Raw genomic sequence first — 22560 nt, 5'->3', positions numbered from 1 at the left:
TCGTAGTTTTGCCGCAAAACAGGAGTAATGGCTGCACAAAAACCAGGTTTAGCGAGAGGAACAAGGGATTTTGGACCTGTCCAAATGTCGAGGAGGAACTACCTTTTTGGAATTATCCGAGCGGTGTTCGAGAAATTTGGCTTCCAGCCTTTGGAAACACCTGCTATTGAAAACCTGTCAACGCTGACAGGTAAATATGGAGATGAGGGAGACCAGCTGCTTTTTAAAATTCTCAATTCTGGTGATTTCTTCGGCAAACAAAAAGGGATATTTGTAAGTGAATCCCAGTCCTTAGCAAATGCTATTACGGATGTCTTTTCCAAAATAGTGACCGATTTCGCTCAAAAATTTGATTTTGAAGACCTTAGAGACCAGAATTTTTTAAATCAGAAGATAAAAGAAAAGTGTGAAGTTGACATCTTTATAGCCCCTTTTTTGTCGTATCTAGATACTGTTGATCGCTCCAAGTTTTTGGCCTTTTTGCTAAAAGAGGATGAAGGAATAGCATGGTACATTTGTGACTTTTTTAAGGAAACCAACTATCGCTGGATTAGTGAAAACGATAATTTACAGACCATTAATGCCCATGTGAAGAGATTTAGAAACACAAGGGTAAAGGAAATTACCCTTGGAATGCTTGATGATTTTGACTCAAAGGTACTAGTTAACAGCATCTCCGAAAAAGGCCTTCGCTACGACCTCACGGTACCATTTGCCCGCTATGTGGTGATGAACCAGCACCTGCACATCTTTCCATTCAAGCGTTACCAAATTCAGCCGGTGTGGCGGGCCGACAGACCTCAGAAAGGCCGCTACAGAGAATTTTTCCAGTGTGATGCTGACGTGGTGGGCACCAACAGCCTCCTGTGCGAAGCGGAGATTGTGCTGATGATCAAAGAGGTGTTTGAAAAGCTGGGGCTGGCCGATTATTCCATCAAGCTCAACAATCGGAAGATCCTAAGTGGAATTGCCGAGTTGATGGGCGCTCCAGGCAAAGAAGGCCCGCTCTGTGTAGCTATTGATAAACTCGATAAAATAGGAGAGGAGAAGGTATTTGAAGAGCTGAGGGAAAGAGGATTTGGCAACAATGCAGCCGAAAAACTACAACCATTTTTGCAACTCAGCGGAAGCAACGCTACCATCATTGCGGGCCTTGAAAAGCTATTGGCTGGCAGTGAGGTGGGTATGCAGGGTCTTGCAGAGCTGAAGGAAGTAATGATTATGGTGGAAGGCTTTGGGATAAAGGTGGATCAACTTGCCATCGACCCAACACTGGCCAGAGGGCTTAGCTACTACACAGGTTGCATTTTTGAAGTGAAGCCAACTTCTGTGCAAATGGGAAGCATTTGTGGCGGCGGCCGCTACGACGACCTGACGGGGATGTTCGGCTTGCCTAACGTTTCTGGGGTCGGCATCTCTTTCGGTATTGATCGTATTTATGATGTGCTCGACGAACTGAATTTGTTTCCTGCAGAGTCGCTGCGCACGTCAAAAGTACTGATCGCCAATTTTAATGAAGCCTCGGCGATGAAGGCGCTGGCAGTTCTCGGTAAGTTAAGAGAGCGTGGCATTGCCGCCGAACTTTACCCCGAGTCGGCTAAGCTGAAAAAGCAGTTTACTTATGCCGAAAGCAAGGGCATTCCTTACCTGCTTATGGCCGGTGAGTCGGAGTTCGCCTCGGGTGAATTTGGGCTTAAAAACCTTCAGTCGGGAGAGCAAAAAACATTCACAATAGATCAAATCATTAGCGAGCTAAGGTAAGGGAAGCAATTTCGTTGTTTTATATTGCGTTGTTTAACTACCCGAAAGGCCTGAGTAACAGTACCAGGCAGGTTAATTACTTGGCTTTGATTCAGAGAAAACGGTTTATTCAGCTTGCGATATGTTGGGGGGTGTTGGCACTTTCGGTAGCCGCACATGCTCAAAAGACCAGTAAAATCGGCCGCTTTTCTGTTGACAAACCCATAGGTTGCGCTCCGCTTACAATCAATGTATCGGAGTTGGATAACTTCGGAAATATCTCCAGGCAGTATTTGTATGAAGACGGCGCTCCGGTAACCAACAGCACCACCCACACATTCAATACACCCGGTACTTTCAACATTGTTCAGGTGATTGGGTTGGATATCAATCCCAAGACGGACACGCTGGAGATAACAGTAAACTCTCCGGAACCACCGCAGGTAACGGTCGCCAACTGCCGCAATTTTTCAGCCAGCGTGAAGGTGCCTGCGAGCCCCTACGATTTTTACCGGGTTTACTACACTGCCGTCGACTCAGTGGATGTGCTGGCTGGTAACTACGCCGTTCCTCATGACTATGGCGTGGCCGGCAGCTTTCCCGTGAGAGTAAAGGGCTTCTACAGCGGCGGCAATGATGGATGTGGTGAAACCAACGTAATGATCAACACCAGAAGGGAGCTTACCGACCCGATCTTGAATAGCATCGAAACTTTTCAGGACAGCACCATGCTGATCAGTGCCACGCTCAACTCAGGTATTAGCTACGTATTGCAGGTGTCGGAAAACAATGGAAGCACTTTTAGCGAGATTCCGTTGGTCTTTCAGGGGAATCAAATTTTGTTGGATCAGCTGCTGCCGATGACAAACGACTATTGTTTTCGCCTGGCAGCCTACGATCCCTGCAACAATGAGTACTACTACTCCAATACACTTTGTCAGGTAAGCCTGGCTGCCAGTTTCGAACAGTATCGAAATCTCCTTAGCTGGATTCCTCCCGGCCCGGCAGCTCAGTCTTTTGAAATCTACCGCAACGATACTTTATATTATCAGTCTGCCAATGCGGGAACAACCCAGTATCCTGACTCCACCCTCATCTGCAATACCAATTATTGTTACCAGGTGAGGGTCAATTATCCGGTAGGGTTTACTTTGAGCCAGGTGGTTTGCGGTACATCCTTCGAAAAGCAAAACCTGACACCGATTACAGGGATTTATTCAACTTATCAGGGCGACGATCTTTTTCTTAGTTGGGAGAGTGCCGAACAAGCCAATGCTAATACTACTTACCAGGCAGTCTACTCTTTTGACGGCAGCAATTTCAGCACGGGTGCTACCTTTAAGTCGGAAATTACTGAGCAGGTGGTAAGTAATCCACAGTTTTTGAAGAACAGCTATTCTTATACTATTCGCTATAGCGACGAGTGTGACAACCTTTCCCCTCCGGGCACGATTACCCGGCCTGTATTTCTCAATAGCGAGCAACAGCAAACAAATACCTTCCACTTGACCTGGAATCGATACCTGCCCCTGACCGACGGCGTGCGGCAATATTATGTTGACCTTTGGGACATTAATATGGTGCTGTTGACCACTTTCGATGTATGGGATCCGACCTTTTACGAGTTACGACTTACTTCGGAATACAGCAATGCGGCTTATGTAACTGTACGAGCCGAAGGATTAGGCGTGGATGCCGACTTTGTCACCACCAGCAATAGGCGGGCCATCGCTTTTCATAGTGATCTTTATCTGCCTTCAGCCTTCACCCCCAACGGAGACGGTCTGAATGAGGAGTTTGGGGTGAAGGGGCCGGAGGTGTCTGATTTTATCTTTAGAATTTACAATCGCTGGGGAGAGTTGGTGTTTTACACAACTGAGCAACCCAAAGGGTGGAATGGCGTATTCAAAGGTGCCCGGGCGCCGCAGGGAACATACAGGTATTATGTGGAAGGAACCGATGCCGGAGGCAGAGTGATCAAAAAAAGCGGTAATTTTGTTCTGCTAAAAAACTAAACGAAGAGCGTATGTTTGATATGATGAAAATGATGGGTAAGGTGAAAGAGGTGCAGGACAAGATGAAAGTTGCCCAGGAAAACCTTGCACTGATTGAGGTAGAAGGTGAATCAGGCGCTGGCATGGTGAAAGCTGTTGTTAATGGAAAGAAGAAGCTTGTAAGCCTTGATATCGATCCATCACTTCTCAATGACAAAGACAAAGAGATGCTTCAGGATCTGGTGATAGCGGCGGTAAACATGGCCACAGAAAAGGCTGAAGAAAAAGCCAAAGAGGAAATAAAGAAGAGCACAGAGGGAGTACTACCCAACATTCCGGGGTTCGACTTTGGCAGCATGGTATGAGCCCAAAGGTCGCTGTAGCCATTCTCAACTTCAACGGCAAAGACTATCTTGACCGTTTTATGCCCTCGGTCATCGATTTTTCGCCTGAAGCAGACATTTGGGTGATAGACAATGCCTCAACCGATGGTTCTATAGATTTTTTGAAGAAAAACTTTCTTGATGTAAAAATTATTAGCCTTGAAGTGAACCTGGGCTATGCCGGTGGCTATCAGGCCGGGCTGGCTCAGATAGACGCCGACTACTACGTTTTGCTCAATTCAGATGTGGAAGTAACGGAGGGCTGGCTTCAGCCAATGATTTCCCTTCTCGAAGCAGACAAAGCGATTGCGGCCTGCCAACCCAAAATTCTTTCATGGCACTTGAGGGACACCTTTGAGTATGCCGGTGCGGCTGGTGGCTTCATCGACGTGCTTGGCTACCCGTTTTGCCGGGGGCGGGTGTTCGAAACCCTTGAAAAAGACAACGGACAGTACAACGATCAGCTTGAAGTTTTTTGGGCTACCGGAGCTTGTTTGTTTATCCGGTCTACTGCTTTTAACGAAGCAGGCGGGCTAGATACCACCTTTTTTGCTCATATGGAGGAAATTGACCTTTGCTGGCGTCTGAAGATGGCTGGCTACAGGGTCTGTTACCAGGGGGAGTCGGTCGTGTATCATGTTGGTGGAGGCACGCTCGACAGCTCAAATGCCTATAAAACCTATCTCAATTTTAGAAACAGCATTGTTCTATTGTTGAAAAACGACCTTTCCAGATCCTTGTGGTGGAAAATACCCTTGCGGTTCAGTATTGACTTTTTGATTTTGCTCAGGTTTTTGGTGTCGGGCAAAGCAGATCATGCAAAGGCTGTTTCAAAGGCCCATGTATTTATTGTAAGAAATTTTTCGAAATACAGATCGATTCAGCCAAAGAAAGCTTTGAAATCGCTGACAGGCACTTATAAGGGAATTGCGCCTCTTGCGTACTTAACCGGGAAGAAAGGCTACGGAAACCTGCAACACAGAATTCAATAATACCAAAGTATATTGTCACGTCTTCTGAACCAACGCCTGAACTGCATGATAAATGCCAACGTCAGGTAAACGATCAAAGGTGATCCGAAAGTTAAGAACGACGAATAAATAAAAAACAGCCTGATACTAGTAGTAGGGATTTTTAGGTAATCGCCTAGCCTGTTACAGACCCCAAATGCGTATTTTTCAAGAAACTGTATCATGAACACCGACTTTTAGCATCGCAAAGTTAATAACAAAAGTCGTATATTGTTCTAACGGTTGATTAATGCAAAATTATTTTCCGTATAATTGCAATAGAACCATTATAACAATAGTTTTACGTCGGAATTCATAATCATTCAAAACATTATTCAAATGAAAAAAACGAGACTTGCTTTCGGCATATTGTTTGGATCACTCCTGATGTCAGGTTGTGCGCTAAACAAGATGATAAAACTTGCCAATGACCAGCAGTTGGAAGTGACCCCGAATCCTTTAGAGCTTCATGCTGACAAAGTGGAATTTGAAATGTCCGCTATACTTCCTCCTAAAATGCTTCCAGGCGGTACTTCTTACAGCCTAAAAACCTTCTATCAGTATGGAACCAACGAAGCCGAGCTAGGCACAGTTGAATTCAAAGCAGGTGATTTTCCTAACAGCAGTTCTACAACATCCAGAAAAAGCCAAACATTCTCATTTGCCTACGACCCAGCAATGGCGAAGGGTGATGTAATGATCCAGGGTGTTGCTGCCAAAGGAGCAAAAAACAAGACTACTGAAAAAATGAAAGTAGCTGAAGGTGTCATCACCACATCTTTGATGGTAGAAGACATTGTAGCAGCTTCTTACGCTGACCACGGATACAACGACAAAGAAGAATTGGAACCGACAAACGTTGAATTCTTTTTTGAACAAGGTCGTTCAGTTCTTAGGACTTCTGAGAAAAACAGTGACCGTGGTAAAGATTTCACTGCGTTCGTTGCCGATAGGAACGTAACCCGTACTGTAACCATTACAGGTACTCACTCTCCTGAAGGTACTGAAACAATCAACTCTGACCTATCTCAGGATCGTGCTGAGGCGATTGAAAAATGGTACAGAGACATGATGGCCAAGTATGACTACAAAGGTATGGCTGACGAGATCAAATTCGTTTTGAAGCCAGTAGTTCAGGACTGGACACAGTTCAAAACCATGTTGAATGGCTTTGACGGTGTAAGCTCTGATGAAAAAACTGCCATGCTTGCTGTGGTAAACGGAACAGGCACTTTCGAAGAAAAAGAAAAGGCATTACAGAAGCTTTCAGGTTACAAGAAAGTATTTGACAAAATCTACCCAGTATTGCGTACTGCAAAAACTGAAGTTTTGACTGTTAAAGTTAAACGCCCTAATCCTGAAATTGCTGTTCTGGCCAAGCAAATTGGTGAAGGTGGAATTTCTGCTGATTCACTTTCAAATGCAGAATTGCTTTTTGGCGCAACACTTACTCCATCACTTACTGAGAAAGAAGCTATCTACAAAGCTGCTATTAAGAAGCAGGATACTTGGGTAGCGCACAACAACCTTGGTGCTGTTTATCTTCAAATGGCTGCAGCAGCCAGCGGCGCTGACGTGAAGAAGAATGTTGACCTGGCGCTTACTCAGTTGGAAATAGCTAATAAGCAAAAGGCGAATACTCCAGAGGTATTGGTAAACATGGCAACAGTATATATGCTTCAGGGTGACAACACTAAAGCGTATGATGTAGCAGGAACTGTTTCTGGAGCTACGGGTGATGCTTTGAGAAAGCTTAATACTTTGAAAGGAACTCTTGAGGTAAAAACTGCTCAGTATGACAAGGCATTGATGTCTTTCGCTGGTGCTGACAATTCCGCCGAGGTGTCTTTCAACAGAGGTCTTGCTTTGGTTCTTAAGAAAGAATTCTCAAATGCTAAGACGGCATTCAAAGACGCTACTGATAAGGATAGCTCTTATGCGAAAGCGTTCTATGGCCTTGCGATTGTAGGTGCCCGTACTTCAAATGCCACAGAAGTAACAAACGGCCTGAAATCAGCGATTGCTGAAGACTCTTCGCTGAAAGAAAAAGCACTTACAGATCTTGAATTTAGGAACTACGCAGACGCCGTTAGATCCCTTTAATTCACAGAAAGATTTGAATTCTATTAAATGAGAAAAGCCCCGGAATGGGGCTTTTCTCATTTAATTCTGGTAGTACACGAGCTGAAAGGTTTATCTAGCCTTTACAGTCTCCTTTTCGAGTTTTAAGGAATAGACCGACAGGTAGTTGGCAGGGTTGCTAAAGTAACTCTCCAACTGCTCAACGGTTTCCTCCTCCATTAATGGCATCAGCGGTTGCTGCACTTGTTTTAATTTTGCTAAGGACTGTTTCAGCGTTTCATCCCACTTTGGGTAGTAGGCGTCAAAGTCGTCGGCACTAACCGATCCACGGCAACCCGGCTTATCACACAGCAGATCAATTCTCTCTGTCATGTTAAAAATACCGTATTCATCGGTGATCTGTTCACCGGGAAAAATATCCCGGATTGCAATTTCAAAACCATAACCAGTACTCATCGTGTTGCATTGGCAACAGTGATTTACATACTTGGCAAGGTCCCAGCTCACCACCCTAACGCCACGCTGATCTATGTAAGAATATCTTTCGATCTTCTCTTGAAGTAGCGGGACACATTTTTCGAATGCTTCGGGGGTGATTTCAAGTTCCAGACTATCCCTGATGTACGTAATTGTACCTTCAGGGATAAATTCTGTGGCAAATACACCGTAGCCTACGGTGTCATTTACCAGTCGGAGTTCAGTGTGAGGATGAATCATACCTAATTCATAACACTATAATTTTATGCAAAGAAATATAAAGTTTTGGATAGTCAATTATTCATTGAAAAAATTCATAGTTCTTTCGATTCCTATTGTTGCAAATGAGAGGATCATATCGATGGATTTGTCCATTCTTTCAGGCAGGAGGGCCATTTCTTCCTTAGAAAAATTATTTAAAACATACTCCACCTGGGCGCCCTTCGAATAATTGTCCCCAATGCCGAAACGAAGTCTTGGGTAGTCTTGGCCCCCAAGTGTCGCTTCGATATTTTTGAGGCCATTATGACCAGCGCTTGATCCCTTGGGCTTCATCCGAAGCTTGCCAAAGGGGAGGGCAATGTCATCGGTGATAACAAGGATGTTTTCCCTTGGGACTTTCAATTGCTGCATCCAATAAGCCACAGCCTTGCCGCTGAGGTTCATGTAGGTGGTGGGCTTAATGAGGTGCAGGCTTCGGCCCTTATGTTTGATTTCAGCTGTGTAGGCTTGCTTATTGAAGGTGAAGCTGGCAGACTCTGCCTGAGCAAGCCGGTCCAATACCAGAAAGCCGATATTGTGCCGTGTAAGCTCGTATTCAGGCCCGATGTTGCCTAGTCCTGCTATTAGGTATTTCATTGCGTTAATCTTTTGTCTGCTGCCTCCAAAATAGAAAATCCCGCCTTAACAGGCAGGATTTTCATATTGACGGCATTAGAATCTTTTTTATGCTTCTTCCTCTTCCTCTTCTCCATCAGCGCCTTTGCCTTTAAGAGCTCTTGGGACTTCAACTGATGCGATAGAAACCAGAGGACTATTCAAGATGTTGTATTTAGCTTCTCCAAGCTCTCCTACTTTAACTGTTTTGCCGAGTTCCAGCTTGCTGATGTCTACTTCAATGAACTCCGGCATTTCGGACGGAAGTGCTTTTACAGTAAGCTTACGCATCTTAGAAACCAACTTACCACCCTTTTGAACTCCAGGGGCTACGCCCAGGAACTTAACAGGAATGTCAAGCTTTACTGGTGAGTTTTCATTCAATTCAAGGAAGTCAGCATGCAGAATCATCTCGTTTACCGGATGGAACTGAATGTCTTGCAAGATTGCCTTAAACTCTTGTCCCTCAACATTCAGATGGACAAAAGCTGCATTTGGTGTGTAAACAAGGTCTCTGAAAAGAATCATAGGCGCATGGAAATGCACTTGACTTTTTCCTCCATAGATGACACATGGAACACTGCCCGCAGCACGAAGATCTTTGGACTCCTTTTTACCGAGATTTGCTCTTTTAAACCCTATAATCTCTACTGTTTTCATAATGATGTATATTAATTATTTATAAATAGCGAACTAATGGAGCCGTGGCTGTGAATATTATTGATGGCCTTGGCGAAAAGGTCTGAAACGGTAAGCACCTTTATTTTTGATGACTGCTGTTTAAGGGGTAGGGTGTCCGTCACAACAAGTTCTTCGAGCACCGAGCTGTTGATATTGGCGTAAGCATTGCCCGATAGCACCGGATGAGTACAAATCGCTCTTACCGTTCTGGCACCCTTTTCTTTGATCAGTTGGGCTGCCCTGCAAAGTGTGCCGCCGGTGTCAATAAGGTCGTCTATGAGCACTACATCTCTGTCGGTCACGTCTCCAATCACCTGCATAGAAGCGATTTCGTTGGCACGCTTGCGGTGTTTGTCGCAGATAACCATATCGGCAGAGAAATGCTTGGCAAACGTTCGTGTTCTTGCTACACCTCCAACATCGGGAGAAGCAAATGTCAGTGCATCAAGATTGAGCGACTTGAGGTACGGGACAAAAATAGCCGTGCCATCAAGGTGATCAACAGGGATATCAAAAAAGCCCTGAATCTGTCCGGCATGCAAGTCCATGGCCATCAGTCGGTCAGCACCTGCCGATTGCATTACATTGGCTACTAATTTTGCTGCAATGGAAACTCTTGGCCTGTCCTTTCTGTCCTGGCGTGCGTAACCGAAGTAGGGCACCACGATTGTGACATACTTGGCGCTGGCTCTTCTTGCCGCATCTATCATGAGCAGAAGCTCCATCAGGTTGTCGGCGGGTGGGCAGGTAGATTGGATCAGAAAAACGTCACAGCCTCTGATCGACTCGTTGAAGCTGTAGGAAAGTTCACCATCACTGAAGCGCTGAGAAGAGTAATTCCCAAGAGGTTTTCCATAGGCCTCAGCAATTTTCTTCGCCAAGTCTAACGATCCCGTTCCAGGAAAGATCTTTACAGATGATTCAATTGGTTCCATCAAAATAGAGCACTCCAGAAAGTAAGAATCCCGGCTTTCACCGGGACTTTTGAAAGTTGACCGACAAGGATTCGAACCTTGACAAACAGAACCAAAATCTGTTGTGCTACCGTTACACCATCGGTCAATCCGATTTTGGAGGTACAAAAGTAGAAACTATCTTTTGGTTTACAATAGCAGGTAATAAAAATATTGCACGAAAGTCAGTAACACTTTGTCTTTTTTGTCTGAAAGTGCCAAACACAAGAGCAGGCTGACCGAACGGGCAGTGCTACCCCGCATTGTTATTCACTCTGCCGCCGTCTCCATCATCGGAGAGCGGTCATACATTTTATGCCAGCAAAACTTGTTGCCACAGGGAGTTTTGTAAGGGTCACTCTGCCAAATTCACCGGCTGGAGTACTTACTTTTAGGTATTTTCTAGCACCTAATGGATTGAAATTGATTTAGTTACAATAATAATGTACCTTACAATAAGGTTAGCCAGCTCAGGAGCATTTTTTTACCATCAAAACAATACTAATCATGAGAAGAATTTCACAATTATTCTTAGTGGTTCTGTTTGCGTCATGCCTTCTGTCTTGCAACAAGAACGAGGATCCAACAGAGCCACTAGCTGACAAGGGTGTGCTGAAGCTCAGCCTTGCACTAGCCATTGACGAATTTCCTACTTCGGGTAGGGTAGCGGAAGTGGTTGATTTGGGCGACTACGTCGTCACTATTTTCGACGCTACCGATGACTCTGAGGTGATAGTTTTCGATCCATGGTCGAGTGCACCGGAAGAGATTGAGCTGGAGACGGGTGAGTACTACATCGAGGCGCACTCCGATAACCTGGTGGACGCAGCCTTCAATAATCCGTATTATTTTGGAAGATCCGACAACTTCACAATTGATAAGGAAGAGATCAAGGAAATCCCTCTTACGGTAACTTTGGCTAATTACAAGGTGTCAGTCGTTTACTCTGACGACATTAAAATGGATTTTGACACTTACGGCATGGTTGTTACCTATAACAACACTGGTGAGCAGCTTGACTATGGTGACTCAGAAGAACTGGAAGGCTACTTCAGAGCCGGTAATCCTATTTTTATCGAGATTTCGATGACTTACTTTAAGGTGTTCGATGGAACTACGATTGATAGGACTCTCACTGCTACTATAGAAAATCCACTGCCAAGAACCCACTACAGAATTAATGCAGATGCACACCTTGACGACGGTAAAATCGTTATCAACATCAATATAGATGACGGCGTTGATGTAGTCGACATCACCCCTGCCGAGGTAGAAGTGCTAAACGGACCCGCCGCACCTGAAACAATAGGTGCCAGTTTTGAACAGTCCTTTGAGGATGAGCGTGGATTTCCGTTTGGGGAACTAGTTTGGACGTTTTCAGACATAGCGCTCGCAAATAATAACGCAATTTACTGGAGCCCAGTTATTGGAGGAATCAAGGCCTCGATGGATGGGGATGGATATGATGACCTTGTGTTAAATGAGACACTTGACTTTGTCGAGGCCGAATCGAACAGGGGCAACGGCGTACTTGTTTGGCAGGGACTAACCCAGATACCACTGTTCAACGGATCTTTTCAACCGAATGAGACACGCATGGAAATGTCAATTTTTGACGGCGATGGAGTGACGCCGAGAGGCGTGGTTGACCCGGCGACCCTGGGTATGCCTGCCAGCATAGGAGGTATGGTTCCGATTGTCAATAGCGGCGATAGCTTTGTTGTAAAATTCAAGCTGTTATCGAAATCCGGGGCTAGCTGGGTACCCTATCTTGATACCTTTGATGCAGCTTCAACGCCGCCCAGTGCTGGCGGTCAGGCATATAGCTCCTTTGAAGGTGGTTTCTTCTGGGAATAGTCAAAGCAAACGATAAGGTGAATGAAACGAGGTCGGGAGGCCTCGTTTTTTATTTGTCTATTCTGCTAAGAATGTCATTCATCATATCAATCTGAACTTTTTGAATCTCAATGAGCTCCTGCTGCTGATGAAGAATCAGGTGATCGAGTTTCTCGTGTAGCATTCTGATTTCGAGCTCTGACTTCAGGTTGATCATGTAATCTTTTTTGGCCCTTTCTCTGTCCTTTTGCTCCTGCCTGTTTTGGCTCATCATGATAACGGGAGCCTGCATGGCCGCAAGGCAGGAGAGAATAAGATTAAGCAGAATGAATGGGTACGGATCAAAGCCCTTGTTGGCAAGCCAGAAGAAGTTAACTGCTATCCAGATAAGTAGAAAAATACCAAATGATATGATGAAGATCCAGGAGCCTCCAAAAGTAGCCACATGATCTGCCACCCGCTGGCCAAAAGTGCTTTGAACTGCCTCATCTTCCACTTTATCAGTAAGGGTGGTTTGGTCTTTCAACGACTCCAATACATTGCTCTCAAGGTCAGAAAGTTCGTCAAGCTCAGTAAGCAGGCAGCTGGAAATGTATTTCTCCCTGTAGAAATTAAGCTCCTGTAATGCCAGAAAGGAATCATCGGAGAATTTCGGATGATCAACCCTGATTAAGTCCAGAATTTTCTTTCGGATGGAGTTTCCAGCTACTTTGTCACTGATGGGAAACTCCTTGCCTGAAGTATCGCTGACGAATGTCGACATGGTCTTTTTAGCTTATATTGGGGAATAAAGTTACTCATTTGAATGGCCAAATAAGTAGCTTCATATAGCACAAAGGTAGGACAAGCAGAATTGAGGAAGACGTTTTCTTGAAGCAGCGTGAGAGAGCTGGTAAAATGGCCATTTAGCAAGTTTGTTTTGATTAAAACTTAATATGGGCCTATCTTCCGGCTTGATTTTTCTAATTGGGACACAAAAAACTATAGATGGCGGCCAGGGGAGGATTTTCTAATAAACTTGGATTTATTGCAGCTGCGGCTGGCTCGGCAGTCGGCCTGGGAAATATATGGCAGTTTCCTTACGTGACGGGGCAAAATGGCGGAGCAGCGTTTTTGTTGGTATACATCGGATGGATTTTTCTAATCGGCCTGCCGGTAATGGTGGGGGAGATCGCTGTCGGAAGAAATGCACAATCGAATCCTTACGGGGCATACAAAAAACTTGGCGGCAAGTCATGGGCTTACGTAGGCCTGTTTGGGATCATATGCGGCGTGATGATCCTGTCATTTTACAACGTAGTGGCAGGCTGGGCATTTGGCTACTTCCTGGAACTAAGTTTTGGGAACCTGCTCAACGAACAGGACTACAGCGGCTTCTTTTCGGCCTACGTGGCCGACTTCAGAGACAATTTGTTCTTTAGCATCGCCTTTATGGTGATCACAGCTTATATCGTTTACAGAGGGGTGCAGAAGGGGATAGAGGGCACTTCCAAAGTGCTGATGCCCACGCTGTTTCTGATTCTCATCTTCATTATTATTTACGGACTGACATTACCCAACGCCATGGATGGTGTTAGCTTCTACTTGCTTCCCGACTTTAGCCTGATCAATGGCCGAACGATTTACACCGCTTTGGGGCAGGCTTTCTTCTCTCTTAGCCTTGGAATGGGAGCGCTGATCACGTACGGATCCTACATTAGCAGGAATGACAACATCGTTAATTCTGCAATTCTCGTGACCATTGCTGATACAGCCGTGGCTTTCCTAGCCGGGTTGATGATATTTCCCTTGGTATTCTCTCAAGGCCAGTCGCCTGCTGAGGGCCCCGGGCTTGTGTTTGTAGCGCTTTTGGGTGTGTTTCAGACCATGGGGCCACTTATCGGAAAAATTGTTGGTGGTGGGTTTTTTCTGCTCCTTTGTTTTGCTGCACTCACGTCCACTATTTCACTACTTGAAGTGCCGGTTGCCTTCCTGGTGGATGAGAAGAAGTGGTCCAGGAAAAAGGCGGTGTCAGCAATGGCGCTCCTAATATTCCTCATTGGCTTGCCAAGCATGCTGGGCTTTGGTGCTGTGGGTGCTTTTACGGAATTCGTTAGCTATGAGGGTGGAGTTAAGTCCTTTATGGACTTGGTGCAGGATCTCTTTTTTGTGATTAGCCTGCCACTTGGTGGATTCCTTTTGAGTGTTTTCATATCCACCAAATGGAAAACTGCCGGGCTTAGCGAAGAAATAAGCCATGGAAACCCCTCTTACAAGGGATCCTTTCTGGAAAAGTTCTTTAACCTGATGATCGTTTATGTTTGCCCCGTGGTTTTAGGCGCTATGTTCCTGCTTACTGTGCTACAGAAGTTTTTTGGAGTGGAGTTGATTTAAGCATTAGTTCTTTCTTCCACCCACTTCCTTGCATTTACAAAGGCCTCCATCCAGGGCGTTACCTCATCTGATTTTCGTCCGTCAGGATAGTAGCCCCAGTTCCAAGGAAACATCGACCTCTCCAGGTGAGGCATGATGGCCGCATGGCGGCCGTTGTGGCTTACCACACAGGCCGTGTCGAATTGAGAACCGTTAGGATTGGCTGGGTAAGATGAGTAGGCAAACTTAGCGGCGATGTTGATTTTCTCAGGTTCCGCAAACACAAACTGCCCCTCGCCATGTGCCGACCAAATACCTAGTCTGCTGCCTGCCAGTGAACCAAACATCACGGAGTTGTTCTCAAGAATTTCAACATCTGTGAAGGTGCACTCGAACTTGCCAGACGTGTTGTGATGCATTTTTGGATGGTTGTCCAACTCAGGGTAGATCAGCCCAAGCTCCATCGCTAGCTGGCAGCCATTGCATACGCCGAGGCTGAGTGTGTCCTCACGGGCATAGAAATTGTCCAGCGCTTTTTTGGCCTTGTCATTGTAATGGAAGGAGCCTGCCCAGCCTTTTGCAGAACCAAGGACATCTGAATTTGAGAAGCCGCCCACAAACACAATCAGGTTGACCTCTGACAAATCTTCCCTGCCGCTGATAAGGTCAGTCATGTGCACGTCTTTCACGTCGAAGCCCGCCAGCCACATGCAATAGGCCATCTCACGGTCACTGTTGTTGCCTTGCTCTCTGATGATGGCTGCTTTGACGCCGGTTGTTTTCGGCCTGGCAAATGAAAGGCCAAAGTCAGAAAGCTTGCCACCGAATTGACCCGGTAGATTGATTTTTAGTGGCTGCTTGCCAAGGTTGCTGTAGCGGGTGTCGGCAAAGCCTTCTTTGGTTTGTTTTTTATCTAAAAGCCAGGAAGTTTCTGCCCATTCTTTGCGCATTTGGGTCACATCAAACGCCCAGCTATCATTTCCCAGTTTAATTTCTACGCTGGGCTTTGAAGTCACTTCTCCAATAACGCTGCAGCTGATGCCTGTTTCGGTGAAAATGGTTTCAAGCCTTGCTGCATCGGTTGTTTGCACCACCAGGCCGGGATTTTCACTGAACAGCACTTTAACAGCATCGGGTTCATTCAAGCCATCCAAGTTCACTTTTATACCTACTGAGGTAGACGGGAAGCACATTTCCAAAAGAGTGGTGATGAGGCCTCCAGAAGACACATCGTGGCCCGCAATAATAAGTCCTTCGCTGATGAGCAACTGCATGAGGCTGAATACCTTTAAGAAGTAATCTGCTTCTGCCGCATCAGGGGTGGTGTCGCCGAGCCTGTTGAGCACCTGACCCAACGTGCTGCCGCCTAATTCGAAGCCTTTGCTGCCAAGGTTAAGGTAGAGCAGTTTGCTGCCGTCAACGACTTTGGCTACCGGTTCAATTGTCTTCCTGATATCAGTTACCTGCCCCACAGCGGAAATGATGACAGTACCTGGCGAATAAACGGTCTTGCCTGGGTACTTCTGCGTCATCGACAGGGAGTCTTTTCCTGTTGGTATATTTATGCCTAATGCACAGGCGTAATCACTGACCGCCTGCACGGCATTGTACAGTCTGGCGTTTTCCCCTTTGTTTTTTGCAGGCCACATCCAGTTGGCGCTGAGTGAAACGCCCTTAATACCTCCTTCGAGCGGCGCCCAAACCAGGTTGGTCAAGCTTTCGGCAATGGCCAGTCTGGAGCCTGCTTTTTCGTCGATCAGTGCTGGCACCGGGGCATGCCCGATGGAGGTGGCCACTCCTTTGTTGCTACCAAAGTCGAGGGCCATGATGCCCAGGTTGTTCAAAGGAATTTGCAGCTCACCACACGTCTGCTGTTTGGCCACTTTGCCGGTAACACAGCGGTCGACCTTGTTGGTAAGCCAATCTTTGGAAGCCACTGCTTCCATTTTCAATACCTTCAGCAGGTATTCTTCCACTTTGTCCGCAGACACCTGAATAGGCTGGAAGCTGGCTTTTTCTTCCTTGTCTTCCAGAATAGTTTTAGGAGACGAGCCAAAAAGATGGGTTAGTTCAAAGTCAACAGGCTTCTTGCCTTCCTTGTTTGTGAAGGTCAATTTATGGTCGGCGCTTGCCTCGCCTACCACATACATTGGTGAACGCTCTCTGTCGGCTACCTTGCGCAGGTAGTCGAGATGCTTTTCGTGAAGTGCAAGCCCCATGCGTTCCTGCGATTCGTTGCTGATAATTTCTTTGTCAGAAAGGGTGGGGTCACCCACAGGAAACTTGCTGATCTCAAACTTTCCGCCGGTTTCTTCTACCAGCTCTGACAAACAGTTGAGATGCCCTCCAGCGCCATGGTCGTGCACCGATGAAATTGGGTTTTCGTCGAGTTCGGCAAGGGCCCTGATGGTATTGGCTACACGCTTCTGCATTTCGGGGTTGGAGCGCTGCACAGCGTTTAGCTCGATGGAATTGCCAAATTCGCCGGTGGCCACAGACGACACTGCGCCACCGCCCATGCCAATGCGGTAATTGTCGCCGCCCAACACCACGATTTTGTCGCCTTTTTCCACGCTTTTCTTCTGACTCTGATCCCTGATGCCAAATCCAACACCACCAGCTTGCATAATCACTTTGTCGAAGCCATGAGTCTTGCCATTTTCTTCGTGCTCAAATGTCAAAAGACTCCCGGTGATAAGTGGCTGTCCAAATTTATTACCGTAGTCGCTGGCACCATTGGAGGCCTTGATAAGGATTTGAGAAGGCGTTTGATAGAGCCATGGTCTTTCCGGAGAGTGATTTTCCCAGGGTCGGTTGCTTGAAAGCCTGGAATAGGAGGTCATGTAAACGGCCGTTCCTGCCAGCGGGAAGCTGCCTTGCCCACCAGCCATCCTATCTCTGATTTCTCCTCCGCTGCCGGTAGCGGCGCCGTTAAATGGCTCTACGGTGGTGGGGAAGTTGTGGGTTTCGGCTTTGAGAGAAAGAACGCTCTTTCTGGTTTTAGCTTCGAAGTAGTCGGGCTGATCCTGCCGGGTAGGGGCAAACTGCTCGATACTGGGGCCTTCTATAAAGGCTACATTGTCTTTGTAAGCGGAAACAAGAAAGCCGGGATTGGCTTTCGATGTCTTTTTGATCAGCTGAAAAAGCGTGTCTGGCTTTTCCTGGCCGTCTATGATGAAGGTGCCATTGAATATTTTGTGTCGGCAGTGCTCCGAGTTGACTTGAGAGAAGCCAAACACTTCGCTGTCGGTAAGCTTCCGCCCAAGCGACTTGCTCACTGATTCCAGGTAGTCGATTTCTTCCTGGCTAAGGGCAAGTCCCTCTTTCTCGCTGTAAGCTTTAATATTGTCGATCTGTACAATAGCATCGGGCACATGAGAGATAGTGAAAACGTTCTGGTCAATTACCTGGTACACGGCCTTCAGCATCGGATCAAATTCACCCGGGTAGGCTTCTTTTCTCACAAACTCCTCAATCCTCACCACCCCGCTGATGCCCATGTTCTGCGTGATTTCCACGGCATTGGTGCTCCATGGCGTAATCATCTCTTTCCTTGGGCCAATAAATGGCCCTTCGACTGATGTACTCTCCACAAACTTACCTCCGCTGAAAAGCCAGGTAAGTTTTTCCCTGGTTAGGTCGTTGGCAGTGGTCGCAACTTGAAGGATATAAAATGTATTAGCATCTTTCTGGAAAAAGAGAATCATGAGGTCGCTTGGGTATGGGATTTTTGAAGCCCAAAGTTAAAACAAAAAGAAATAGTCGACTTCTAAAAAATGTAATTTTAGAAGACCCGATTTTCGGAAGTTGAATTTAGCGTTTTGGGAATGCCTGACCCTGCTATTGTTCGGCTGACGATGAAATCGGCTGAAGGTTGTCAAACAGTGATTCGTGATATTTTTTGAGAAGGGAATTGTGCCCTGTCTTGATCAGAACGAAGTCTGATGCGCCGCATTTTTTTTCAAATGCATGCAATTTGCCATAGGGGATAACCGTATCATATTTTCCAGCCACCATCGTCACGTGTATGTTATTTTGGTCGATAGTTTGAAGCACCTTGTCTATGTTTTGAGTAAAATGCCTGAAGCCCACCCAGGCGTGGTAAATGCTGTTACCGTTGGTATGATCAGCCACTTGCGAGATAGCAAACTTTGCCAGCCGTCCCGACACCAACCTGGTGCGGCTAAAAAAGGAGATCAGGCGGATAAGAAGAGCAGGGTGGCCGTTTAAATAATGAAAGATGGCCCTCATTACCCAGGTGCCAGTCGCAACTTTGTACCACGGGTTAAGGTAGATGCCATCTGGTGCAGCTAAAATGATTCTTCGCACCCGGTGAGGAAATAACATCGCTGTAGTCAACGCCAGTTTACCACCAAGGCTGTATCCCATCACGCTGAACGTATCTATTTGCTCCGCTTTCAGGATATCCAGAAGCAAATCGTGCCACGACTCCGTTGGCACTGGAATCTCATCAGTCGGCCATTGGCTTTTTCCATGGAAGAAGAGGTCAAAGGAAAGGATGGTATAGTCTAGTCCCAGCGAAGTTTCAAACAATTGGAAGGCCAACTCAGTTTGTCCAAAACCATGAAATGCCAAAAGGTACTTTGGGCCTGTCCCGTATTTTTGATAGTTAAGATATTTTGCCGGAGCCTGCTTCATGATAACGAAACCAAATTTAATACTTTTTTACCCGCAAACGTTTGAAAGTTCAGTCAATGACGTTTATACCTATTTCAATTGTTTCTGGTTTTACAATAGTTGTAAGAAAATGCTCTAATGACCTCAAATAAAGACTTTTAGAGCTAAATGTTATACTTAAGTTAATTTTCACTTTTTTCTAAACCTTTTCAATAACTAGCCGTTACTTTGACAACGGAAACTTTGAGTAATGTGAAAGTTTCCAAAGTTTAGAAGAATATTTTGGAAGTAAGAGACAATATAATAGAACAAGCAGACCAGCTTATTTGCCGTTTGGGCGTTAGAAGCGTGACAATGGACGACCTGTCTCGTCACATGGGTATCTCTAAAAAAACGATCTATCAGTTTTTTAAGGATAAAGACGAAGTAGTGACGTTGGCGGTTGGGCACCATTGCGAAAAAGAGTACCGGGAATTTGTGAAAATGCACCAGGAGTCGTCCAACTCTATCGATGAGCTATTTAAGATTTCGCAGTTCATGCGAACGAATGTCGAGACCATTCATCCTTCGGTGCTGCACGACATTCAGAAGTATCATCCCAAAGCCTGGGCACTTTTTGAAGAGTATAGAGAACGGGTATTCACTCAGAACATCGTGGATTGTTTGAAGCGGGGAAAAGCCGAAGGAAGCTTCAGAGAGGACATCGATGAAAATATTCTTGCGGTGCTAAGGATGAAGCAAGTAGAAATGGCTTTTGACGCACACACCTACCCAAGGGGCAGGTTTGAATTCAAGGAAGTCTGCGAACAAATATTCTATCACTTTATACAAGGGATTTTAACGGATAAGGGAAGGAAACTTTATGACACAATTTTTAACAAGCAATCATATGAATCTCAAAAGTAGTTGGAAGATTTTTTTGGTGGCAATGCTTCTGGTGGCTGCCCAACTCAGCGCTCAGGACAACGGCGGCACGGTAGCTTCCGACGGACCACTTTCACTTGAGCAATGTATCGACTACGCACTAGCCAATTCTATTAATGCGCAGAATGCTACACTTGACGAGCAAATAGCAGCGGCCAAAGTAAAGGAGACAGTGGGAATAGGGCTGCCGCAGATTTCTGGTAGCGCTTCTGTTAACCACAACCAGAAGCTGCAGCGTTTTTATGGAACATACAATGACGATCCAAATGCGTTTAGCTTTTTCCCCGCAGGAATTCCTGGTGCTCAAAATGGAGATGTATTGGCTGCGCCGAACTTCTTTCAACTAAAAAGTAGTGGGAACGCAAGTGTTACAGTCAATCAAATGATTTTCAATGGCTCTTACATCGTGGGCTTGCAGGCATCAAACACCTTCAAAGAGTTGTCTCAAAAAACTTCAGAGCAAACGAGAGAGCAAATTGTTGAGCAGGTAACAAAGGCTTACTATGCTGTTCTGATCAATCGTGAACGGATGCTGCTTTTTGATGCCAATATTGCCAGGGTCGATAGCCTTCTTAGGAACACGAGAGCGCTGAATATTAGTGGGTTCGCTGAAAAAATTGACGTTGATCGTATTCAGGTAAGCTTCAATAACCTGGTGACAGAGCGGGACAAGTTCAGCAATATGAATGCACTGGGGCTGGCCATATTGAAGTTTCAGATGAATTATCCGATGGAGCAGCCGATTGAAGTTGCTGGCACTATTCAGGACGTTCAGCTCGATCCTATCGAAAAACTTAACGGGAGCGACTGGGATTACAAAAACAGGCCGGATTATAAAGTATTGGAAGTAAACAGGCGGTTGCAGGAACTAAATATTAAGAACCTTTACGCTGAGGCGTTGCCGTCTATGAACGCCTTTGCTACGCTGGGTTACTCCACCCAGTCTAATGGTATTGGTGGCATTTTTAGAACTGAATCTAGCATTGAGGATTCCGATCTCGTCGGGCCCGACAAATGGTATGACTACTCTCAGTTTGGCCTAAGTCTAAATGTTCCAATTTTCGGGGGGCTGCAGCGCACTTACAAGATCCAGCAGGAGAAGCTCACACTACAAAAGCTGGACAACGGCTTTAAGTCATTGGAAAACCTCATTGATCTTGAGATTCAACAGTCATATCTCAACTTCGACAATGCGCAAAAGTCGCTCGCCTCGCAGGAAGAGAATATGGAGCTAGCAGAAAGTATTGCCAGAGTAACCAAAATCAAATACGAGCAGGGAGTCGGTTCTAACCTGGAGGTAATCGACGCAGAAAACAGCCTTAGAAATGCACAGACCAACTACTACAGCGCACTTTACGATGCCATTGTGGCTAAGGTTGATCTCGACAAGGCAAAAGGACTATTAATCAAAGAATAAGGAGAACCAAACTATGAAAACATATACATCATCCATGAAAAGTTTACAGTTACTGGCACTAGTTGCTATTCTTTTCGCAGGCGTTTCATGCGGAGAGGCCCCTTCAGATATTGAAGAAAAAAAATCCGAACTCAGTGAATACAACAATGAGCTTCGGGAACTGAAAGCCAAGATTACTACGCTCGAAAAGGAAATCGCACAGATGGATCCTGAGTTTGGCAAGGAGAATACCAACGCTATTCTTGTGGCTACCATGCCGGTTCCTACCAAGGACTTTTTTCATATGACCGAGGTTAGGGGATGGGTCGCTTCTCACAAAAATGTGATGATGAGCGCCGAAACAATGGGCAAGGTTCAGGCAATTCAGGTTACCGAAGGTCAAAAGGTAAACAAAGGCCAGGTACTACTTACGCTTGATGCCGACATCGTCCGCAACAATATCAGCGAAGTACAGACCAGCCTCGAATTAGCTAAGACGCTTTTTGACAGACAATCTAAGCTGTGGGAGCAAAAAATTGGGACGGAGGTGCAATACCTGGAAGCTAAAAACCGTAAGGAGTCACTTGAAGACAGGTTGGCTACGCTCAACTCTCAGCTCGCTCAGTCAGTGATTAGGGCGCCATTCAGTGGGAGAGTAGATGAAATTCCGGCCACGCTTGGTTCCATCGCTTCTCCAGGCATGCCTTTGGTGCGGGTGCTGAGCGAAGACGATATGTACATCAAAGCTGATATCTCAGAAGTCTTTATTGGCAAGTTTACTGCTGGCGACCCGGTGGAAGTGTACTTCCCTGTTCAGGACAAAACAGTTACTGCCAAAGTAGTTTCGGTTGGTCAGGTGATCAACAGTGAAAACAGAACCTTCACTGTAGAAGTAAGCTTGCCTAAGATTGATTTCACCGTAAGACCTAACCAGGTGACAGTTCTTCAACTGATTGACTACAGGAGCAGCAAAGCATTGGTTATACCGACCAAGATCATCTTGAAAGACGACAAAGGAACCTTTGTTTACACAGTCACTGATCAGGACGGTAGCCTTGTAGCCACCAAAATCCATATAGAGACAGGACTTACTTTCAAAAGTGAAACGGAAGTCAAAAATGGTCTTCAGGGAACTGAGAAGTTAATTGAAAAAGGATACAGGGATGTAGCCGAGGGCGTTAGTGTGACGTTGGCGGCTGCCAGCAAGTAATTTATCTC

At 45.8% G+C, this 22560-nt stretch carries 18 protein-coding genes and 1 tRNA gene; 10 read left to right on the top strand and 9 right to left on the bottom strand.

Annotated features, from left to right (window positions below; all coding sequences use genetic code 11):
* The first annotated feature begins 27 nt into the window (after positions 1 to 27).
* The 4 genes from hisS (at position 28) to RIF36_RS20550 (ending at position 5109) form a co-directional block, all read left to right on the top strand.
* Complete coding sequence (hisS, locus tag RIF36_RS20565; protein WP_350124091.1) at positions 28 to 1761, top strand: histidine--tRNA ligase; 1734 nt, start codon at positions 28 to 30, stop codon at positions 1759 to 1761.
* Positions 1762 to 1847: 86 nt separating this feature from the next.
* The gene (locus RIF36_RS20560) at positions 1848 to 3755 is read left to right on the top strand and encodes a T9SS type B sorting domain-containing protein (RefSeq protein WP_350124088.1); all 1908 of its coding nucleotides are present in this window, start codon (positions 1848 to 1850) and stop codon (positions 3753 to 3755) included.
* Between the two features lie 11 nt (positions 3756 to 3766).
* A complete protein-coding gene (locus tag RIF36_RS20555) occupies positions 3767 to 4099 on the top strand; it encodes a YbaB/EbfC family nucleoid-associated protein (RefSeq protein WP_350077742.1) in 333 nt (110 codons plus the stop codon).
* Positions 4096 to 5109: a glycosyltransferase family 2 protein gene (locus RIF36_RS20550; RefSeq protein WP_350124085.1), complete on the top strand. Its 1014-nt coding sequence runs from the start codon at positions 4096 to 4098 to the stop codon at positions 5107 to 5109. Before RIF36_RS20555 ends, RIF36_RS20550 begins: the two co-directional genes overlap by 4 nt.
* Here RIF36_RS20550 and RIF36_RS20545 read toward each other — a convergent pair.
* Complete coding sequence (locus RIF36_RS20545) at positions 5103 to 5312, bottom strand: PspC domain-containing protein (protein ID WP_151999780.1); 210 nt, start codon at positions 5310 to 5312, stop codon at positions 5103 to 5105. The genes RIF36_RS20550 and RIF36_RS20545 overlap by 7 nt on opposite strands.
* A gap of 154 nt (positions 5313 to 5466) precedes the next feature.
* On the opposite strand from RIF36_RS20545, the gene RIF36_RS20540 reads away from it, so the two are divergent.
* The gene (locus RIF36_RS20540) at positions 5467 to 7230 is read left to right on the top strand and encodes a tetratricopeptide repeat protein (RefSeq protein WP_151999781.1); all 1764 of its coding nucleotides are present in this window, start codon (positions 5467 to 5469) and stop codon (positions 7228 to 7230) included.
* Positions 7231 to 7320: 90 nt separating this feature from the next.
* On the opposite strand, the gene RIF36_RS20535 is transcribed toward RIF36_RS20540, so the two are convergent.
* The 5 genes from RIF36_RS20535 to RIF36_RS20515 form a co-directional block, all read right to left on the bottom strand.
* Entirely contained in the window at positions 7321 to 7926 is a 606-nt protein-coding gene (locus RIF36_RS20535; RefSeq protein WP_350093840.1) for an SET domain-containing protein, read from the bottom strand.
* Positions 7927 to 7983: 57 nt separating this feature from the next.
* A complete protein-coding gene (gene pth, locus RIF36_RS20530) occupies positions 7984 to 8544 on the bottom strand; it encodes an aminoacyl-tRNA hydrolase (protein WP_350124082.1) in 561 nt (186 codons plus the stop codon).
* 87 nt (positions 8545 to 8631) lie between these two features.
* A complete protein-coding gene (locus tag RIF36_RS20525) occupies positions 8632 to 9222 on the bottom strand; it encodes a 50S ribosomal protein L25/general stress protein Ctc (RefSeq protein ID WP_151999784.1) in 591 nt (196 codons plus the stop codon).
* Between the two features lie 11 nt (positions 9223 to 9233).
* On the bottom strand, positions 9234 to 10178 hold the full coding sequence (locus RIF36_RS20520; protein WP_350077752.1) for a ribose-phosphate pyrophosphokinase: 945 nt from the start codon (positions 10176 to 10178) through the stop codon (positions 9234 to 9236).
* A gap of 56 nt (positions 10179 to 10234) precedes the next feature.
* Positions 10235 to 10305: transfer RNA gene (locus RIF36_RS20515), tRNA-Gln, on the bottom strand.
* 398 nt (positions 10306 to 10703) lie between these two features.
* Here RIF36_RS20515 and RIF36_RS20510 point away from each other — a divergent pair.
* Positions 10704 to 12053 carry a DUF4493 domain-containing protein gene (locus tag RIF36_RS20510; protein ID WP_350124079.1) on the top strand — a complete coding sequence of 450 codons (1350 nt, stop codon included), beginning with the start codon at positions 10704 to 10706 and terminating at the stop codon, positions 12051 to 12053.
* A 49-nt stretch (positions 12054 to 12102) separates the two neighbouring features.
* Here RIF36_RS20510 and RIF36_RS20505 read toward each other — a convergent pair whose 3' ends face one another.
* The gene (locus RIF36_RS20505; RefSeq protein ID WP_350124076.1) at positions 12103 to 12795 is read right to left on the bottom strand and encodes a DUF1003 domain-containing protein; all 693 of its coding nucleotides are present in this window, start codon (positions 12793 to 12795) and stop codon (positions 12103 to 12105) included.
* 224 nt (positions 12796 to 13019) lie between these two features.
* Here RIF36_RS20505 and RIF36_RS20500 point away from each other — a divergent pair, with 224 nt between their 5' ends.
* Positions 13020 to 14405: a sodium-dependent transporter gene (locus tag RIF36_RS20500; RefSeq protein WP_350122201.1), complete on the top strand. Its 1386-nt coding sequence runs from the start codon at positions 13020 to 13022 to the stop codon at positions 14403 to 14405.
* On the opposite strand, the gene purL is transcribed toward RIF36_RS20500, so the two are convergent.
* The gene (gene purL / locus RIF36_RS20495; RefSeq protein ID WP_350124073.1) at positions 14402 to 18091 is read right to left on the bottom strand and encodes a phosphoribosylformylglycinamidine synthase; all 3690 of its coding nucleotides are present in this window, start codon (positions 18089 to 18091) and stop codon (positions 14402 to 14404) included. The two genes, RIF36_RS20500 and purL, sit on opposite strands and share 4 nt — an antisense overlap.
* Before the next feature lie 133 nt (positions 18092 to 18224).
* The gene (locus RIF36_RS20490) at positions 18225 to 19043 is read right to left on the bottom strand and encodes an alpha/beta fold hydrolase (RefSeq protein ID WP_350124070.1); all 819 of its coding nucleotides are present in this window, start codon (positions 19041 to 19043) and stop codon (positions 18225 to 18227) included.
* A gap of 261 nt (positions 19044 to 19304) precedes the next feature.
* On the opposite strand from RIF36_RS20490, the gene RIF36_RS20485 reads away from it, so the two are divergent.
* Genes RIF36_RS20485 through RIF36_RS20475 form a run of 3 tightly spaced genes read left to right on the top strand, consistent with a single transcriptional unit; the run spans position 19305 to position 22552 of the window.
* A complete protein-coding gene (locus RIF36_RS20485) occupies positions 19305 to 19928 on the top strand; it encodes a TetR/AcrR family transcriptional regulator (RefSeq protein ID WP_193217903.1) in 624 nt (207 codons plus the stop codon).
* Entirely contained in the window at positions 19912 to 21363 is a 1452-nt protein-coding gene (locus RIF36_RS20480; RefSeq protein WP_350124067.1) for a TolC family protein, read from the top strand. Before RIF36_RS20485 ends, RIF36_RS20480 begins: the two co-directional genes overlap by 17 nt.
* Before the next feature lie 34 nt (positions 21364 to 21397).
* Positions 21398 to 22552, top strand: coding sequence for an efflux RND transporter periplasmic adaptor subunit (locus tag RIF36_RS20475; protein WP_350077765.1), 1155 nt, complete (start codon positions 21398 to 21400; stop codon positions 22550 to 22552).
* Positions 22553 to 22560: the final 8 nt, after the last annotated feature.

The sequence above is a fragment of the Imperialibacter sp. genome, from assembly GCF_040222815.1.
Lineage (GTDB): Bacteria > Bacteroidota > Bacteroidia > Cytophagales > Cyclobacteriaceae > Imperialibacter.
This window is presented reverse-complemented; position numbering and strand designations above follow the sequence as displayed.

What these genes read in the sequence shown, in the direction of transcription:
- hisS (WP_350124091.1), top strand. Translation starts at nt 28, where the DNA reads ATGGCTGCACAAAAACCAGGTTTAGCGAGAGGAACAAGGGATTTTGGA.
- RIF36_RS20555 (WP_350077742.1), top strand. Translation starts at nt 3,767, where the DNA reads ATGTTTGATATGATGAAAATGATGGGTAAGGTGAAAGAGGTGCAGGAC.
- RIF36_RS20550 (WP_350124085.1), top strand. Translation starts at nt 4,096, where the DNA reads ATGAGCCCAAAGGTCGCTGTAGCCATTCTCAACTTCAACGGCAAAGAC.
- RIF36_RS20545 (WP_151999780.1), bottom strand. Translation starts at nt 5,312, where the DNA reads ATGATACAGTTTCTTGAAAAATACGCATTTGGGGTCTGTAACAGGCTA.
- RIF36_RS20540 (WP_151999781.1), top strand. Translation starts at nt 5,467, where the DNA reads ATGAAAAAAACGAGACTTGCTTTCGGCATATTGTTTGGATCACTCCTG.
- RIF36_RS20535 (WP_350093840.1), bottom strand. Translation starts at nt 7,926, where the DNA reads ATGATTCATCCTCACACTGAACTCCGACTGGTAAATGACACCGTAGGC.
- pth (WP_350124082.1), bottom strand. Translation starts at nt 8,544, where the DNA reads ATGAAATACCTAATAGCAGGACTAGGCAACATCGGGCCTGAATACGAG.
- RIF36_RS20525 (WP_151999784.1), bottom strand. Translation starts at nt 9,222, where the DNA reads ATGAAAACAGTAGAGATTATAGGGTTTAAAAGAGCAAATCTCGGTAAA.
- RIF36_RS20520 (WP_350077752.1), bottom strand. Translation starts at nt 10,178, where the DNA reads ATGGAACCAATTGAATCATCTGTAAAGATCTTTCCTGGAACGGGATCG.
- RIF36_RS20510 (WP_350124079.1), top strand. Translation starts at nt 10,704, where the DNA reads ATGAGAAGAATTTCACAATTATTCTTAGTGGTTCTGTTTGCGTCATGC.
- RIF36_RS20505 (WP_350124076.1), bottom strand. Translation starts at nt 12,795, where the DNA reads ATGTCGACATTCGTCAGCGATACTTCAGGCAAGGAGTTTCCCATCAGT.
- RIF36_RS20500 (WP_350122201.1), top strand. Translation starts at nt 13,020, where the DNA reads ATGGCGGCCAGGGGAGGATTTTCTAATAAACTTGGATTTATTGCAGCT.
- purL (WP_350124073.1), bottom strand. Translation starts at nt 18,091, where the DNA reads ATGATTCTCTTTTTCCAGAAAGATGCTAATACATTTTATATCCTTCAA.
- RIF36_RS20490 (WP_350124070.1), bottom strand. Translation starts at nt 19,043, where the DNA reads ATGAAGCAGGCTCCGGCAAAATATCTTAACTATCAAAAATACGGGACA.
- RIF36_RS20480 (WP_350124067.1), top strand. Translation starts at nt 19,912, where the DNA reads ATGAATCTCAAAAGTAGTTGGAAGATTTTTTTGGTGGCAATGCTTCTG.
- RIF36_RS20475 (WP_350077765.1), top strand. Translation starts at nt 21,398, where the DNA reads ATGAAAAGTTTACAGTTACTGGCACTAGTTGCTATTCTTTTCGCAGGC.